We start from the raw sequence: 13681 nt of genomic DNA on the forward strand, positions 1-13681 counted from the left end.
AAGGCCGTGGGCCTAGCCTACCTTGAACCTCGGAGGCCACAACCATGACCCAAACGGCAAAGCACGTGGGCTTGTACATCGCCGGCGCATGGCGCCCGGCCCAGGAAGGCCGACGCTTCCAGCGGCGAAGCCCCCTGGACGGGCAGGCGGTAAGCGAAGCGGAAGCGGCAGGCCTCGAGGACGCCCACCAAGCGGTGGAAGCGGCCTTGGAAGCCTTCCCCGCATGGTCGGAAACCCCGCCCAGCCAGCGGCGAGACCTCCTCTGGAAGGCGGCGGAGGCCCTCGAGGCCCGGCTGGAAGCCTTTGTAGAAGCCATGGTGGAGGAAACGGGGGCTACCCCCGGCTGGGCCCACCTCAACGTGCACCTGGCGGCGGGCATGCTGAAGGAAGCCGCCGCCCTCACCACCCAGATCACCGGGGAGGTCATCCCCTCAGACCGGCCGGGCACCCTGGCCTTTGCCGTCCGCCAGCCCGTGGGCGTGATCCTCAGCCTGGCCCCCTGGAACGCCCCCGTGATCCTGGGGGTGCGGGCCCTGGCCACCCCCTTGGCTTGCGGCAACACCGTGGTCTTCAAGGGCTCCGAGCTCTCCCCTCGCACCCACGCCCTCATCGTGGAGGCCTTGGCCGAGGCAGGCCTACCCCCGGGGGTGGTCAACTTCCTCACCACCGCCCCCGAGGACGCCCCCCGGGTGGTGGAGGCCCTCATCGCCCATCCCGGGGTACGCCGGGTCAACTTCACCGGCTCCACCCGCACCGGCCGCATCATCGCTGAGCTGGCTGGACGGCACCTGAAGCCCGTGTTGTTGGAACTAGGGGGAAAGGCCCCGGCCATCGTCCTCAAGGACGCCGACCTGGAAGCGGCCGCCCGGGCCATCGCCTTCGGCGCCTTCGCCAACCAAGGGCAGATCTGCATGTCCACGGAAAGGGTGGTGGTGGAGGAGGCCGTGGCCGACGCCCTGGTGGAGCGATTGGCCCAAAGGGCCGCTAGCCTCCCTGTGGGCGACCCGCGCACGGGGCAGGCGGCCTTGGGCTGCCTGGTGGAGCCCAAGGCCGCCGAACGGGTGGCCTCCTTGGTGGAAGAGGCCCTGGCCCAGGGAGCCAGGCTGGTGGCGGGTGGGCGGAAGCAGGGCCCCTTCTTCTGGCCCACGGTGCTGGACCGGGTAACCCCTAAAATGCGCATCTACCACGAGGAGTCCTTCGGCCCTGTGGCGGTGGTGGTCCGGGTGGCCGACGAAGAGGAGGCGGTGCGGGTAGCCAACGACACCGAGTACGGGCTCTCCGCCGCCATCTTCACCCGGGACATCGCCAAGGGGCTCAAGCTGGCCAAGCGGGTGCAGTCGGGGATCTGCCACATCAACGGCCCCACGGTCCACGACGAGCCCCAGATGCCCTTTGGGGGCGTCAAGGCCTCCGGGTACGGCCGCTTTGGCGGCAGGGCCGGCATCCACGAGTTCACCGAGCTCCGCTGGATCACGGTGCAAACGGAACCCCTGCAGTTCCCCTTCTAAGGGAGGAAAGCCATGAAAGAGAGCCGGAGGAGGTTTCTCGCCCAAGGACTGGCCGCCGCTGCCCTGCTGGCCGGGGCCAAGGCCCAGGGCCGTACGGTGCGCATCGGCTACTCCATCTCCAAGACCGGCCCCTACGCTACGGGCGCCGGGATCACCACCCTGCCCAACTACCGCCTCTGGGTGGAGGAGGTGAACGCCGCCGGCGGGCTTAAGCTGGCCTCCGGGCCGGCCCGCATCGCCGTGGTGGAGTACGACGACCGCTCCAGCCCCGAGGAGGCCATCCGCAACATCGAGCGCCTCATCACCCAGGACAAGGTGGACTTCGTCCTGCCCCCCTGGGGCACGGCCATGAACCTGGCGGTGGCCCCGGTCTTCGCCCGCCATGGCTACCCCCAGGTGGCGGTGACCAACCTGAGCGAGAAGACCCCGGAGTTGGTCCGCCGCTGGCCCAGCTACTTCTCCTTCCTCGGCCTTCCCTCCCAGTACGCCGAGGCCCTGGCCCTCCTCCTGCGCAACCTGGCCGCCGCGGGGAAAGGAGGGCGCCGGGTAGCCGTGGTGCACACGGACGACGAGTTCGGCTTGGAGCTCTCGGGCGCCTTCCGCCGGGCGGCGCAAAAGGAAGGGTTGGAACTGGTCTATTTCCAGAGCTACCCCCAGGGCTTTAGCGACTTCCAGTCCCTCTTAAACGCGGTTAAGGGCCGCAACCCCGATGCCTTCGTGGCCTTCAGCTACCCGGCGGAAACCCTAGCCCTGCCGGAGGCCGCGGCGGTGGTAGGGTTCAACCCCGCCGTCTTCTTCCTGGGGGTAGGCACGGCCTTCCCCGTGTTCCGGCAGCGCTACGGCGCCCGGGCCGAGGGGATCATGGGCTTGGGCGGCGTGGCCCCCAACCAGGCCTGGCGGGGTTACCTGGAACGGCACCAGGCGGTCACGGGCCAGGAGCCCGATCGCTGGGCCAGCCAGGCCACCTACGCCTCCCTCCAGGCCCTCAAGGCGGCCATCGAAACCGCGGGCAAGGTGGACCGCTTCCAGATCGTTCGCCTTCTGCGCCAGGAAACCTTTGACACCATCCTGGGGCCCTTGAGGCTAGAGGGCAACATCTTCCGGGGCAACTGGCTTATCGGCCAGTGGCAGGACGGGGAGTTCGTGGCCCTGATGCCGGAAAGGCCCGGGGCCCAGGCCCCCCGGGTGCCCAAACCCGCCTGGAGCCGGTAGGCCCATGGCCCTCCTGGATGCCATGATCACCGGGGCCATCGCCGGAGGGGTTTACGGCCTTTTGGCCCTGGGGCTGGCCCTTCAGTACGGGGTGGCCCGCATCCTCAACCTGGCCTATGGGGAAGCCGTGGCCCTGGGGGGTATCCTGACCGCCTTGCTCTACCAGGGGGCAGGGATGAGCCCCCTCCTTTGCCTCCTCCTCCTGCCCCCCCTGTTTACCCTGGGCCACCTCTTCCTCCACCGCTGGCTCTTCCTGCCCCTGCTGGGCCGGCGGCTGGCCGTGGACGGGGAGAAGGAGGGTCGGGTCATCCTGCTTACCTTTGGCCTTTCCTTCTTGGTCCAAGGGCTACTGGCGGCGGAACTGGGAGGACGGCTTTTTAGCTACAGCTTCCTGGGCCAGGGGGTGGCCCTGGGGCCCAGCGCCGTGGCCCTCAACCGTCTCCTGGCCTTCGCCTTGGGGCTCGTCTTGGTGGTTGCGGTGCACCTCTTCCTGAACCGCACCCGGCTGGGGACCGCGGTGCGGGCCCTAAGCCGGGAACCGGAGGAGGCCCTCCTGGTAGGGGTTCCCGCCCCCAGGCTCAGCGCCTGGGTCTTCGCCTTAGGGGGTGGGGTGGCCGCGGCCACGGGGGTGCTCCTCAGCATGTTCCAGGCCCTAGCCCCCTCCTCGGGGCCCGAGCTCACCCTGAAGGCCTTGGTGGTGGTCATCTTAGGCGGCCTGGGCGGGGCCCCGGGGGCCTTGGCGGGCGGGATGGTCCTGGGGATGGCCGAGGGGCTGGTAGCCCGATTCCTCAACCCGGGGCTCAGCTTGGCCGCGGTGTACGGCCTCTTCGTCCTGGCCGTCTGGTACCTGCGGGGCAAGAGGGAGGAGGCGCGGCAGTGAAGGCCTATTTGGCCCTTTTCTTCCTCCTGGCCTTTTCCCTGCCCCTTTGGGGAAGCGAATACCTCCTCTCCGCCGGGCTTTCCGTCCTCCTCTACGCCACCTTAGGGGCGGCGTGGGCCACCTTCACCGGCCCCGCCCGCCACCTGAGCCTAGCCACTTCCGCCTTCTTCGGCATCGGGGTCTACGCCGTGGCCCTGGGGCACCAAAGCCTTCCCTGGCCTCTTCTTTGGGCTTTGGGCTTCCTGGGTAGCGGCCTTCTGGCCCTTCTGGTGGGCCTAGCCACCCTGAGGCTCCAGGGGATCTACTTCACCGTCTTCACCTACGGCCTGGCGGAGCTGGTGCGCCAGCTGGTCACCTGGACCCAGCGCAACCTAGGGGGCTCGGTGGGCAGCTACGTCTTCGTGGAGGTAAGCCCGGAAACCCTTTACTACATCCTGGCAAGCCTGGCCCTGCTGACCTGGGGGCTAGGGAGCTGGTTCCTGCAAAGCCGGTACGGCCTAGCCCTATGGGCTGTAGGGGACGACGAAACCGCAGCCCGCCACGCCGGGGTGAGGGCCTTTGGCCTTAGGGTCTTGGCCTTTGCCCTCACCGCAGGGGCCATGGGGGTGGTGGGGGCGGTGGTGGCGCCCCGCTGGGTCTACGTGGACCCTGGCCTGGCCTTCAACCCCTCCCTCTCCTTCCTCACGGCCATCGCGGCCCTCTTGGGGGGCTTGCGCAACCCGGCGGGGGCTTTTTTGGGTGCCCCACCCCTGGTCCTTCTCCACGACCTCCTGAGCGGGCGTTTCCCCCACCACGCCACCGCCCTCATGGGCCTGGCCTTCATCCTGTTGGTGTACTTCCTGCCTCGAGGCCTCCTGGGCCTCTTCCCCGAGAGCGCTCGGAAGAACCCCGCCCCTGCCAGGGCCCGGAGGCTGAGCCGAGGAGACCCTCCCCCAAAGGGGCTCCTCGAGGCCCAAGGCCTGCGCAAGGCCTTTGGCGGGCTGGTGGCCGTGGCGGAGTTGGGCCTCGAGGTACGCCCCGGGGAAGCAGTGGGCCTGATCGGGCCCAACGGCTCCGGAAAAACCACGGCCCTGGGGCTTTTGGCGGGAACCCTCCGGCCTGACCGGGGGCGTGTGGTCTTCCTGGGGCAGGAAACCACCGGCCTACCCCCCGAACGCCTGGCCCGCATGGGCCTGGCCCGGACCTTCCAGCAGGTGCGCCTGTTTCCCTCCCTGGACGTCTACCAGCATGTTTACCTTCCTCTAAGCCTTCTGCGGCCCCGAGAGGCACGGGAAACCGCCTGGGGGATCCTCTCCCGCTTGGGGCTTGAGGAAAAAGCCCACCTCTACCCCGCCTCCCTCCCCTACCTGGACCAGAAGCGCCTGGAACTGGCCCGGGCCCTGGCCCTCTCCCCCCGGCTCCTCCTCCTGGACGAGTGGCTGGCGGGCCTAAACCCCTCGGAACTCCAGGAAGCCCTGGACCTGCTCCACTCCCTGAAGGAGGAGGGGATAAGCCTCCTGCTGGTGGAACACCTGATGGCCGCCATCAGGGCCCTTTGCGACCGGGTTTACGTCCTCTCCTTCGGGGAGCTCCTGGCCCACGGCCCCCCCGAGGCCGTCCTCCGGGATCCTCGGGTGGTGGAGGTCTACCTGGGGGTGGAACATGCTTGAGGTGGAAGGGTTTACGGTAACCTACGGCGCTCACCGCGCGGTGCGGGGGGTGGGGCTCACCCTGGAACCTGGGGAGGTGGTGGCCGTTTTGGGAGCCAACGGCGCGGGCAAGAGTTCCCTGCTGCGGGGGCTCTTGGGCCTGGCCCCCGCCGAAGGACGGGTGAGCCTGGACGGGAAAGACCTAAGCCGCTGGGTGCGGCGTGGGGAGACGGAGGCCTTGGCCGCCCAGGGCCTGGCCTTGGTGCCGGAGCGGGGCGGGGTGTTCCGCAGCCTAAGCGTGCGGGAAAACCTCCTCCTGGGAAGCTTCCTTCGGGAAGCACCCCCTTGGGAGGAGGTTTTGGACCTCTTCCCCCACCTCCGGGAACGCCTGGAGCAGAAGGTGGGCTCCATGAGCGGGGGGGAGCAGCGCATGGTGGCCCTGGCCCGGGCCTTAGCGCAACGGCCCCGCTACCTCCTCCTGGATGAACCCACCTTGGGCCTGGCCCCCATCCTAGCCCGCCGCCTCCTGGCCACCCTCACCGCTTTCGCGGCAAAAGGGGTGGGGGTGCTGCTGGTGGAGCAAAACGCGGGCCTGGCCCTCCAGGTGGCCCGCCGGGCCTACCTCCTGGAGGAGGGGCGGGTGGTGGGGGAGGGGCCGGCGGAGGCCCTGCTCCGCTCCCCCAGCGTGCGCCGGGCCTACCTGGGGGGCTGAGCCCCCTCGTGGGGAGCTTCTTCCCAGACGAATACCCGCAGGCGCCCCTTGGGGGTTCCCAGGACCTCTTGGAAAAGAACCTCAGCCTCGGCCTTCAGGGCCTCCCTTTCTTCCTGGGAAAGCGACCTTTCCCGGGAAACGAGCACTTCCAGCAAGGGCATCCCCCACCCCCTAGACGAAGCGCAGGCTCAGGGCCCTACCCCCGGTGCCCACCAGGGTGAAGAGGTCTCCCCGCCCCGCCGGCTGCACCGGGGCCCAGGCCCCAGACATGACGATCTCCCCCGGCTCCAGGGCCACGCCAAAAGCCGCCAAGGCGTTGGCCAGCCAGGCCACCGCCCGGGCCGGGTGGCCTAAGCAGGCCGCCCCCATCCCCTGGGCCAGGGGCTCCCCGTTGCGGTACAAGACGAAGCCCAAGGTGGAAAGATCCTCCTCCAGAAGGGATTTCTCCCAAGGCCCCACGAAGAAGGCCCCAAAGGAGGCGTTATCGGCGATGGTGTCCTCAATGCGGATGCGCCAGTCGGCGATGCGGGAGTCCACGATCTCTAGGGCAAAGGCCACAGCCTCGGTGGCGGCCAGGACCTCGGCGGGGGTCACGTGGGGACCCTTAAGGCGCCTCCCCAGGAGAAAGGCCAGCTCTCCCTCCACCCGGGGCTGGAGGAAAAGGCCATGGTCCACCTCGGCCCTTTCCCCCACCCCCAGGAAGCGGCTCTGCCACAGCTGGCCGAAGTCGGGCTGGTCCACCCCCAGCTGGGCCTGCACCGCCTTGGAGGTGAGGCCGATCTTGCGCCCCACCACCTTGTCCCCCCGGGCCAGGCGCAGGGCGTTCCAGGCCTCCTGCACCCGGTAGGCGGCCTCTACCCCTCGTAGGCCCCGCTCGGAAAAGGGGGGGATGGGCTTACGGGTTTCCCAGGCCACTTCCAGCTCGCGCGCCAAGATCTCAGGATCCATAGGGGTTCACCGGTTGGCCAGGCACACGTTCTTGGTCTCGTAGTAGAACTCGTAGCCGTAGTGGCCGCCTTCGCGGCCAATCCCCGACTGCTTGGCCCCGCCAAAGGGCACGCGGAGGTCGCGGACAAACCAGTCGTTCACCCAGACCGTGCCCACCTCCAGGGCCTCGGACACCCGCACCGCCTGGCCCAGGTCCCGGGTCTGGACGATGGCGTTGAGGCCGTAGGGGGTGTTGTTGGCCAGGGCGATGGCCTCCTCCTCCGTGTCAAAGGGCAGGACCACCACCATGGGCCCGAAGATCTCCTCCTGGCAGACCTTGTCCGAAGGCTTCACGTCCACCACCACCGTGGGCTCCAGGAAGTAGCCCTTGTCAAAGGGGTGGGGGAGGTCGGGCCGCTTCCCCCCCGTGAGGAGGGTGGCCGTCTCCCTGGCGATCTCCACGTAGGCCATCACCTTCTGAAGGTGCTCCTCGGCGATCAGGGCCCCCATGCGGGTCTCGGGATCCAAGGGATCCCCCACCTTGAGGGCGCGGGCCGCGGCCACCAACCTTTCCAGGAAGGGCTCGTAGATGGAGCGCTGCACCAAAAGCCGGGAGCCCGCCAGGCAGACCTCCCCCTGGTTGAAGAAGCTGGCCCTGAGGGTCACCTCCACCGCCCGGTCCAGGTCAGCGCTTTCAAAGATCAGGTTGGGGGCTTTGCCGCCCAGCTCCATGGAAAGCCGCTTCAGACCATCGGCGGCGTTTTTCATGATGATCTTGCCCGTGGTGGTCTCCCCGGTGAAGGAGATGAGGCGCACCTGGGGGTGGCGGGTGAGGAGCTCCCCAGCGGAGCCGGGCCCAAAGCCGTGGACCACGTTGAAGACCCCGGGGGGAAGTCCAGCCTCGTGGGCGCAGCGGGCCAGGAGCCAGGCCCCCAAGGGGGTGAACTCGGCGGGCTTCAGGACGGCGGTGTTGCCGAAGGCCAGGGTGGGGCCGATCTTCCAGGTGGCCAACATGGAGGGCATGTTCCAGGGGGTGATGAGGGCCGCCACCCCCACGGGGAAGCGCAGCACGTAGTTGACGTAGCCGTTCTCCATGGGGTAGGCCTCGGAGCCGTGGGTCACGGCAAAATCGGCGAAGAACTCGATGTTGTTGGCCATGCGCTCCACATACCCCAGGCGGTTCTCGTGGATGGGCCGGCCCACGTCCAGGCTTTCCAGCACCTCAAAAACCGGCTTGTACTCCCGGATCTTCTCGGCGAAGCGGCGCAGGTAGGGCCGCCTCTGGCTGGGCGGGAGCTTGCTCCATCGGGAAAAAGCCTCCCAGGCCGCGGCCACCGCCGCTTCCACCTCCTTTTCCCGCCCCTCGGGGGCGGTGGCGATGACCTCCCCCGTGGCCGGGTAGACCACGGGGAAAAGGTTCTCCCCGCGCACGAACTCCCCGCCAATGTAGTGGGTGACCTCGAGGGGCAGGTCAAAGGGAAACCCCAAGGCCCGCACCCGTTCCAGCGTTTCCCGGTACAGCTTGGCGTCTACCATCCCCACACCTCCTACACCACCTGGGCCAGGAGCACCCCCCCCTCGGCCCAGACTTCCAAGACCCCCCTTTCCAGGGGCACCGCCGGGGCCGGGGAGCCCAGGAAGACCACCTGCCCCGCCCTAAGCCCCCCCACCCGCTCCGCCAGCCAAGAAAGCCTCTCTCCCGGATCCCCCAGGGCCTCTACGGGCCCCTCCGCCACCCTTTCCCCGTTGAGGTAGAGGCGAAGGTGGCCTCGAGGGAGGCGGGCCCAGGGCCTAAGCCCGAGGAGGAACCCCCCTCCGGAGGCGTTGTCCGCCACCACCTCGGAAGCGGTGAAGCGGTACCCCTCCCAAACAGAGTCCAGGAGGTCCACCGCCAGGAAGAAACCCGCCACGGCCCCATAAGCCCGCCCCGGGGTAGCCCCTGGGGGCAGGTCCTCCTTCAAGAAAACCGCCACCTCCGGCTCGGCGCGGGGCTGGAGGAAGCGGGAAAGCTCCACCCCTTCCCGAAGCATCCCCGGGGAAACCCGGCCAAAGATGGGTTCCCGCACGCCCATCTGGGCTTGCTTGGCCGGGGAGACCAGGCCCAGCTTAAACCCCTTCCAGGGCCCAGGGCAGAGGGCCTCCTGCACCCGGTAAGCCCCTTCCAGGCCCACCCCCCAGTCCCGCCCCCCAAGGAGGCGGTGGCCCTGGGCCCGGGCCTGCCGGATGGCTTCCAGAAGGGCCTTCTCCTCTTCCCTCATGCCCCCTCCCGGTCCGCCATCAACCGGCCCCCCACCGCCCAGTGAGCGCGGGGTACCTCGTAGAGGATCACCCGCACCTCCTCCGGGTCCTCCCCCAGGAGGCGGGCGGCCATCTCTGTAAGCCTCTGGACCAGCTCCCGCTTCTTTTCCAGGGAACGGCCCTCCAGCAGGGTCACCTTGAGCACCACCATACACCCCCCTAGTCCGCCAGGGCCCCGGACTCCTTCTCCTTCAGCTCTAGGGCCACCCGGAGGATCCAGTCCTCCTGGCCCGCCACCGCCTGCCGGCGGCCCAGCTCCAGGAGGATGGCCAAGGGGTCCACCCCCAGCTCCTTGCCGATGCGCTTGGCGTGGAGGAGGAAGGTGGAGTAGACCCCGGCGTAGCCGATGGCCACGGAGTCCCGGTCCGGGTAGGGCTGGAAGTGCAGGATGGGGCCCAGCACGTACTCCGCCGCCTCCAGGAGCTTGAAGACATCCAGGCCCGGGTTCAGCCCCGCCTTGTCCAGCACCGCCGCCAGGACCTCCGTGGCCGCGTTCCCCGCCCCCGCCCCGTACCCCCGCAGGGTGCCGTCCACCCAGTCGGCCCCCGCGGCCAGGGCCGCCAGGGTGTTGCCTATGGCCAGGCCCAGGTTGTTGTGGGCGTGGAAGCCCACCTGGGCCCGGCCCAAGGCCTCCTTCAAGGCCTTCACCCGCGCGTAAGCGTCCTGGGGCAGCATGGCCCCGGCGGAGTCCACGACGTAGACCACATCCGCCCCGTAACCCTCCATCAGCCGGGCCTGCTCCGCCAGAAACTCCGGGGGGCGCATGTGGCTCATCATGAGGAAACCCACGGCCAGGAGACCCATCTCCTTGGCCATGCCGAAGTGCTGCTCGGAGATATCCGCCTCGGTGCACTGGGTGGCGATGCGCACCACCTGGATCCCCGCCTCCACCGCCTCCTTGAGCTCCTTGCGGGTGCCGATACCGGGCAGGAGAAGGGCCGCCACCTTGGCCCGCCTCACGCCCTCCCGTACCGCCCGGATGAGCTCCAGCTCGTCCACCCGGGAAAAGCCGTACTGCAAGGAGCTCCCCCCAAGCCCATCCCCGTGGGACACCTCGATGGCGTACACCCCGGCCTGGTCCAGGGCCTGGGCGATGGCCCGGGCCTCCTCGGGGGTGTACTGGTGGCGGTGGGCGTGGGAGCCGTCGCGGAGGGTGGTGTCCACCACCACCGGGGGCTTGGCCGCAGCCAGGTCCCAGCTCACGCCACCACCTCCTCGGGCCGCTTGCCCAAAAGGTGCTGGGCGAAGACCTCCCCCACCCTCCGGGCCGAGGCGGTCATGATGTCCAGATTCCCCGCGTACTTGGGCAGGTAGTCCCCCGCTCCTTCCACCTCTAGGAGCATGGAAACCACCGTCCGCTCCCCCCAGGGGGTGGGCAGGCGCTCAAAGACCGGGTCGGCCTTCAGGCGGTAGCCGGGCACGTAGGCCTGCACCTCCGCCTCCATGGCCCGGATGCTTTGCACGATGGCCTCCCGGTCCACCTCCTCCGCCTCGGGAATGACCCGCACGGTGTTGGTCATGAGGATGGGCGGGTCCGCCGGATTCAGGATGATGATGGCCTTCCCCCGCCCAGCCCCCCCGATGGCCTCCAGGCCCCGGGCGGTGGTAAAGGTGAACTCGTCGATGTTCTGCCGGGTGCCGGGCCCCGCCGAACGGGAGGCCACCGTAGAAACCATCTCCGCGTAGCGCACCGGGGCCACCCGGTGCACCGCGTAGACCAGGGGGATGGTGGCCTGGCCGCCGCAGGTGATGAGGTTGACGTTGTCCTTGTCCAGGTGGGCCTTCAGGTTCACCGGGGGGACCACGTAGGGCCCCCGGGCCGCAGGGGTGAGGTCGATGGCGATCTTCCCCGCCTCCTTGAGGAGCTTGGCGTGGCGCACGTGGGCCTTGGCGCTAGTGGCGTCAAAGACGATGCGGATCTCCGGCCTTTCCAGGATGTAGGCAATCCCCTCGTGGCTGGCCTCTAGACCCAGGGCCCGGGCCCGGGCCAACCCCTCGGAGGCGGGGTCTATCCCCACCACCGCCACCAGCTCCATGTGCCCCGGGTGCTTGAGGAGCTTGTACATCAGGTCCGTGCCGATGTTCCCGGAGCCTAGGACCGCCACCTTGACCTTGTCCATGCCTCCTCCCCCATGTAGCCCAGGCGCTCGGAAACGGTGCGGGTGGCCTCGAGGATGGCCTTCCGGTACTCCTCCTTTAGTTGCTGGAAGCGGTAGAAGGGCACGGAGAGGCTCATGGCGGCCACCACCTCCCCGGTATGGTCCCGGATGGGCGCGGCCACGCAGCAGAGCTCGGGCACCACCTCCTCGATGTCGTAGGCGTACCCCCGCTCCCGCACCGCCTGGAGCTCGGTCCTGAGCTCATCCAGGGTGGTGATGGTGTTGGGGGTGAAGGCGGGCATACCCCGCTCGGCCACGATCCTTTCCACCTCCTCCCAGGGACGGAAGGCCAAAAGGACCTTCCCCACCCCGCTGCAGTGGGCGGGAAGCTCCACCCCCACCCCGGTGTTCACCACCCGCACCGCCCGGGTGCCCTCCAGCTTCTCCACGTAGACCACCCGCCCGCACTCCAGCACCGCCAGGTGGGTGGTCTCCCCAAAGCGGGCCACCAGCTCCTCCATAGCCCGCCTGGCCTCCTGCCGCCAGGAGCTGGTGGAGAGAAGGACCTGGGAAAGGGCCAGGATGCGCCAGCCGAGGCGGTAACGCCCCTCCCGGCTCCGCTTGAGGAGCCCGATCTGGCTCAGGGTGGCCAAAAGGGCGTGGGCGCTGGACTTGGGAAGGCCCAGGGCCTTGGCCACCTCGCTCACCCCCCACTCCGGGTGCTCCCGGGTGAAGAGCTCCAGAACCTCGCCGACCTTCTGCACCGTTCCTAGCATGGGCCTCACCTCCGAGGGTAGTGGGATGGAGGGCCTTGGCCGATGGGTTCTTCCAGGATAGCCGAACGTTTCGTTCTGTATAGGCGAACACCCGGCTTGTGGCCCGGGGAAACCGGGGCCTATGGTGAGGGACAAACGTCCAAGCTGCCCCCAAGCGGCGGAAGAGGGTGGAAACGTGGCCAACCTAGACCTGCGAATGCCCGAGGAAGAGCTGGAGCGTCTGCGCGACCGTTACCGGGAGCTCATCGGCTTCGTGCCCCCCAGGATCCAGGCCCGCACCGACCTCCTGGCGCGGCTGGATCCCGAAACCTTGCGCCTGCAGGAGGAGCTTAGAGCTAGGCTCATGTACCCCTCCTGTTTTGACGTGAAGACGGCCCAGCTCATGCTCTTCGGCATGCTCCTCATGGACCTTTCCGACGCAGCCCGGCTCCACGCCATCGCCGCCCGAAGGGCGGGGGCCACCTACGAGGAGCTCAACGCGGTGGTGGGGCTGGCCTTCCTTTTCCGAGGCCTGCCCGCCGCCAACCGCGGAGCGGAGGTGATCCAGGAGATCCGGCGCATGGAGGAGGAAGGGAGGCTTTAGATGGAAGGATTTGACGTGGTCCAGCTGGCACACGCGGAGATCTACACCCCCAACCCCGAAGGCACCCTATGGTTCTTCACCGAGCTCTTGGGCCTGGAGGTCACCGCCCGGGAAGGGCAGTCCGTCTACCTGCGGGCCTACGAGGACTGGTACCACCACTCCCTGAAGGTGACCGAGGCCAAGGAAGCGGGCCTGGGGCATATCGCCTGGCGCACCGCTTCCCCCGAGGCCCTGGCGCGAAGGGTGAAGGCCCTGGAGGCCGCGGGCCTGGGGGAGGGATGGACGGAAGGGGACCTGGGGCACGGCCCCGCCTACCGCTTCCGCACCCCGGACGGGCACCGCATGGAACTTCTCTTTGAGGTGGAGTACTACCAGGCCCCTCCGGAGAAGCGGAGCAAGCTGAAAAACCGCCCTTCCAAGCGCCCCTTGAGGGGGGTACCGGTGCGGCGGCTGGACCACGTGAACTGCCTCTGCGCCGAGGTGACCCCCAACCGGCGCTTCTTTGAAGAGGTTTTGGGCTTCAGGCTTCGGGAACAAAAGGTGCGGGGAGAAGGCGAAGAGCTTGGGGCCTGGCTTTCCGTGAGCCCCTTGGTGCACGAGATCGGCCTCATGCGGGACGCCACGGGCTCCAAAGGCCGCTTCCATCACATCGCCTTCTGGTACGGCTACCCCCAGCACCTGATGGACCTGGCCGACCTCTGCATGGACTACGAGGTCCGCATCGAGGCCGGTCCCGGCAAGCACGGCACCACCCAGGCCTACTTCATGTACGTCTTCGAGCCCGGGGGGACGCGGGTGGAACTCTTCGGGGACACCGGCTACCTCATCTTCGACCCCACCTGGAAGACGGTGGTCTGGGACGTAACCAACGTGAACGACCTGGAGAAGAGCACCATCTGGTTCGGGGGGCAGCTCCCGGAAACCTTCTACACCTACGGGACCCCTCCCGTGCGGGAGAGGGCGGGGGTGTGAAGGTTCCCAGGAGGTCCCCGGGGCTTTATAGTAGACAAAATTGTTGACAATCTCGGCGGCCATCAGGTACCCTAAGACCCAATAAA

15 protein-coding genes are annotated in these 13681 nt (G+C 68.5%); 7 read left to right on the forward strand and 8 right to left on the reverse strand.

Annotation, left to right across the window (positions count from 1 at the left end; all coding sequences use genetic code 11):
* Positions 1 to 44 precede the first annotated feature (44 nt).
* The 5 genes from TCCBUS3UF1_RS06385 to TCCBUS3UF1_RS06405 are packed head-to-tail and all read left to right on the forward strand — an operon-like array spanning position 45 to position 5940.
* Positions 45 to 1508, forward strand: coding sequence for an aldehyde dehydrogenase (locus TCCBUS3UF1_RS06385; RefSeq protein ID WP_014515695.1), 1464 nt, complete (start codon positions 45 to 47; stop codon positions 1506 to 1508).
* A 12-nt stretch (positions 1509 to 1520) separates the two neighbouring features.
* Positions 1521 to 2720 carry an amino acid ABC transporter substrate-binding protein gene (locus tag TCCBUS3UF1_RS06390; RefSeq protein ID WP_014515696.1) on the forward strand — a complete coding sequence of 400 codons (1200 nt, stop codon included), beginning with the start codon at positions 1521 to 1523 and terminating at the stop codon, positions 2718 to 2720.
* A 4-nt stretch (positions 2721 to 2724) separates the two neighbouring features.
* The gene (locus TCCBUS3UF1_RS06395; RefSeq protein WP_014515697.1) at positions 2725 to 3600 is read left to right on the forward strand and encodes a branched-chain amino acid ABC transporter permease; all 876 of its coding nucleotides are present in this window, start codon (positions 2725 to 2727) and stop codon (positions 3598 to 3600) included.
* Positions 3597 to 5249: an ATP-binding cassette domain-containing protein gene (locus tag TCCBUS3UF1_RS12345; RefSeq protein WP_014515698.1), complete on the forward strand. Its 1653-nt coding sequence runs from the start codon at positions 3597 to 3599 to the stop codon at positions 5247 to 5249. Before TCCBUS3UF1_RS06395 ends, TCCBUS3UF1_RS12345 begins: the two co-directional genes overlap by 4 nt.
* On the forward strand, positions 5242 to 5940 hold the full coding sequence (locus TCCBUS3UF1_RS06405) for an ABC transporter ATP-binding protein (RefSeq protein WP_014515699.1): 699 nt from the start codon (positions 5242 to 5244) through the stop codon (positions 5938 to 5940). The genes TCCBUS3UF1_RS12345 and TCCBUS3UF1_RS06405 overlap by 8 nt, the downstream gene beginning before the upstream one ends.
* On the opposite strand, the gene TCCBUS3UF1_RS11800 is transcribed toward TCCBUS3UF1_RS06405, so the two are convergent.
* From TCCBUS3UF1_RS11800 to TCCBUS3UF1_RS12350, 8 genes are read right to left on the reverse strand one after another with little or no spacing between them, the layout of a single operon-like run.
* Positions 5925 to 6101, reverse strand: a complete 177-nt coding sequence (locus tag TCCBUS3UF1_RS11800; protein ID WP_014515700.1) for a hypothetical protein — start codon at positions 6099 to 6101, stop codon at positions 5925 to 5927. The two genes, TCCBUS3UF1_RS06405 and TCCBUS3UF1_RS11800, sit on opposite strands and share 16 nt — an antisense overlap.
* A 10-nt stretch (positions 6102 to 6111) precedes the next feature.
* Positions 6112 to 6888 (reverse strand): 2-keto-4-pentenoate hydratase, encoded by a 777-nt coding sequence (locus TCCBUS3UF1_RS06410; protein ID WP_014515701.1) that lies wholly within the window; start codon positions 6886 to 6888, stop codon positions 6112 to 6114.
* A gap of 6 nt (positions 6889 to 6894) precedes the next feature.
* A complete protein-coding gene (locus TCCBUS3UF1_RS06415; protein ID WP_014515702.1) occupies positions 6895 to 8403 on the reverse strand; it encodes an aldehyde dehydrogenase in 1509 nt (502 codons plus the stop codon).
* A gap of 11 nt (positions 8404 to 8414) precedes the next feature.
* Entirely contained in the window at positions 8415 to 9125 is a 711-nt protein-coding gene (locus TCCBUS3UF1_RS06420) for a 2-keto-4-pentenoate hydratase (protein WP_014515703.1), read from the reverse strand.
* Positions 9122 to 9316 (reverse strand): 2-hydroxymuconate tautomerase family protein, encoded by a 195-nt coding sequence (locus TCCBUS3UF1_RS06425; RefSeq protein WP_014515704.1) that lies wholly within the window; start codon positions 9314 to 9316, stop codon positions 9122 to 9124. The genes TCCBUS3UF1_RS06420 and TCCBUS3UF1_RS06425 overlap by 4 nt, the downstream gene beginning before the upstream one ends.
* Before the next feature lie 8 nt (positions 9317 to 9324).
* On the reverse strand, positions 9325 to 10368 hold the full coding sequence (gene dmpG, locus TCCBUS3UF1_RS06430; RefSeq protein ID WP_014515705.1) for a 4-hydroxy-2-oxovalerate aldolase: 1044 nt from the start codon (positions 10366 to 10368) through the stop codon (positions 9325 to 9327).
* Positions 10365 to 11285, reverse strand: a complete 921-nt coding sequence (locus tag TCCBUS3UF1_RS06435; RefSeq protein WP_041433802.1) for an acetaldehyde dehydrogenase (acetylating) — start codon at positions 11283 to 11285, stop codon at positions 10365 to 10367. The genes dmpG and TCCBUS3UF1_RS06435 overlap by 4 nt, the downstream gene beginning before the upstream one ends.
* Complete coding sequence (locus tag TCCBUS3UF1_RS12350) at positions 11258 to 12040, reverse strand: IclR family transcriptional regulator (RefSeq protein WP_014515707.1); 783 nt, start codon at positions 12038 to 12040, stop codon at positions 11258 to 11260. The genes TCCBUS3UF1_RS06435 and TCCBUS3UF1_RS12350 overlap by 28 nt, the downstream gene beginning before the upstream one ends.
* A 175-nt stretch (positions 12041 to 12215) precedes the next feature.
* Between TCCBUS3UF1_RS12350 and TCCBUS3UF1_RS06445 the strand changes: the two genes are divergently transcribed.
* Both TCCBUS3UF1_RS06445 and TCCBUS3UF1_RS06450 read left to right on the forward strand, forming a co-directional pair.
* A complete protein-coding gene (locus tag TCCBUS3UF1_RS06445) occupies positions 12216 to 12623 on the forward strand; it encodes a carboxymuconolactone decarboxylase family protein (protein ID WP_014515708.1) in 408 nt (135 codons plus the stop codon).
* Positions 12624 to 13595 (forward strand): catechol 2,3-dioxygenase, encoded by a 972-nt coding sequence (locus TCCBUS3UF1_RS06450; protein ID WP_014515709.1) that lies wholly within the window; start codon positions 12624 to 12626, stop codon positions 13593 to 13595.
* Positions 13596 to 13681: the final 86 nt, after the last annotated feature.

This window comes from Thermus sp. CCB_US3_UF1 (assembly GCF_000236585.1).
In the GTDB taxonomy this organism is placed as follows: domain Bacteria; phylum Deinococcota; class Deinococci; order Deinococcales; family Thermaceae; genus Thermus.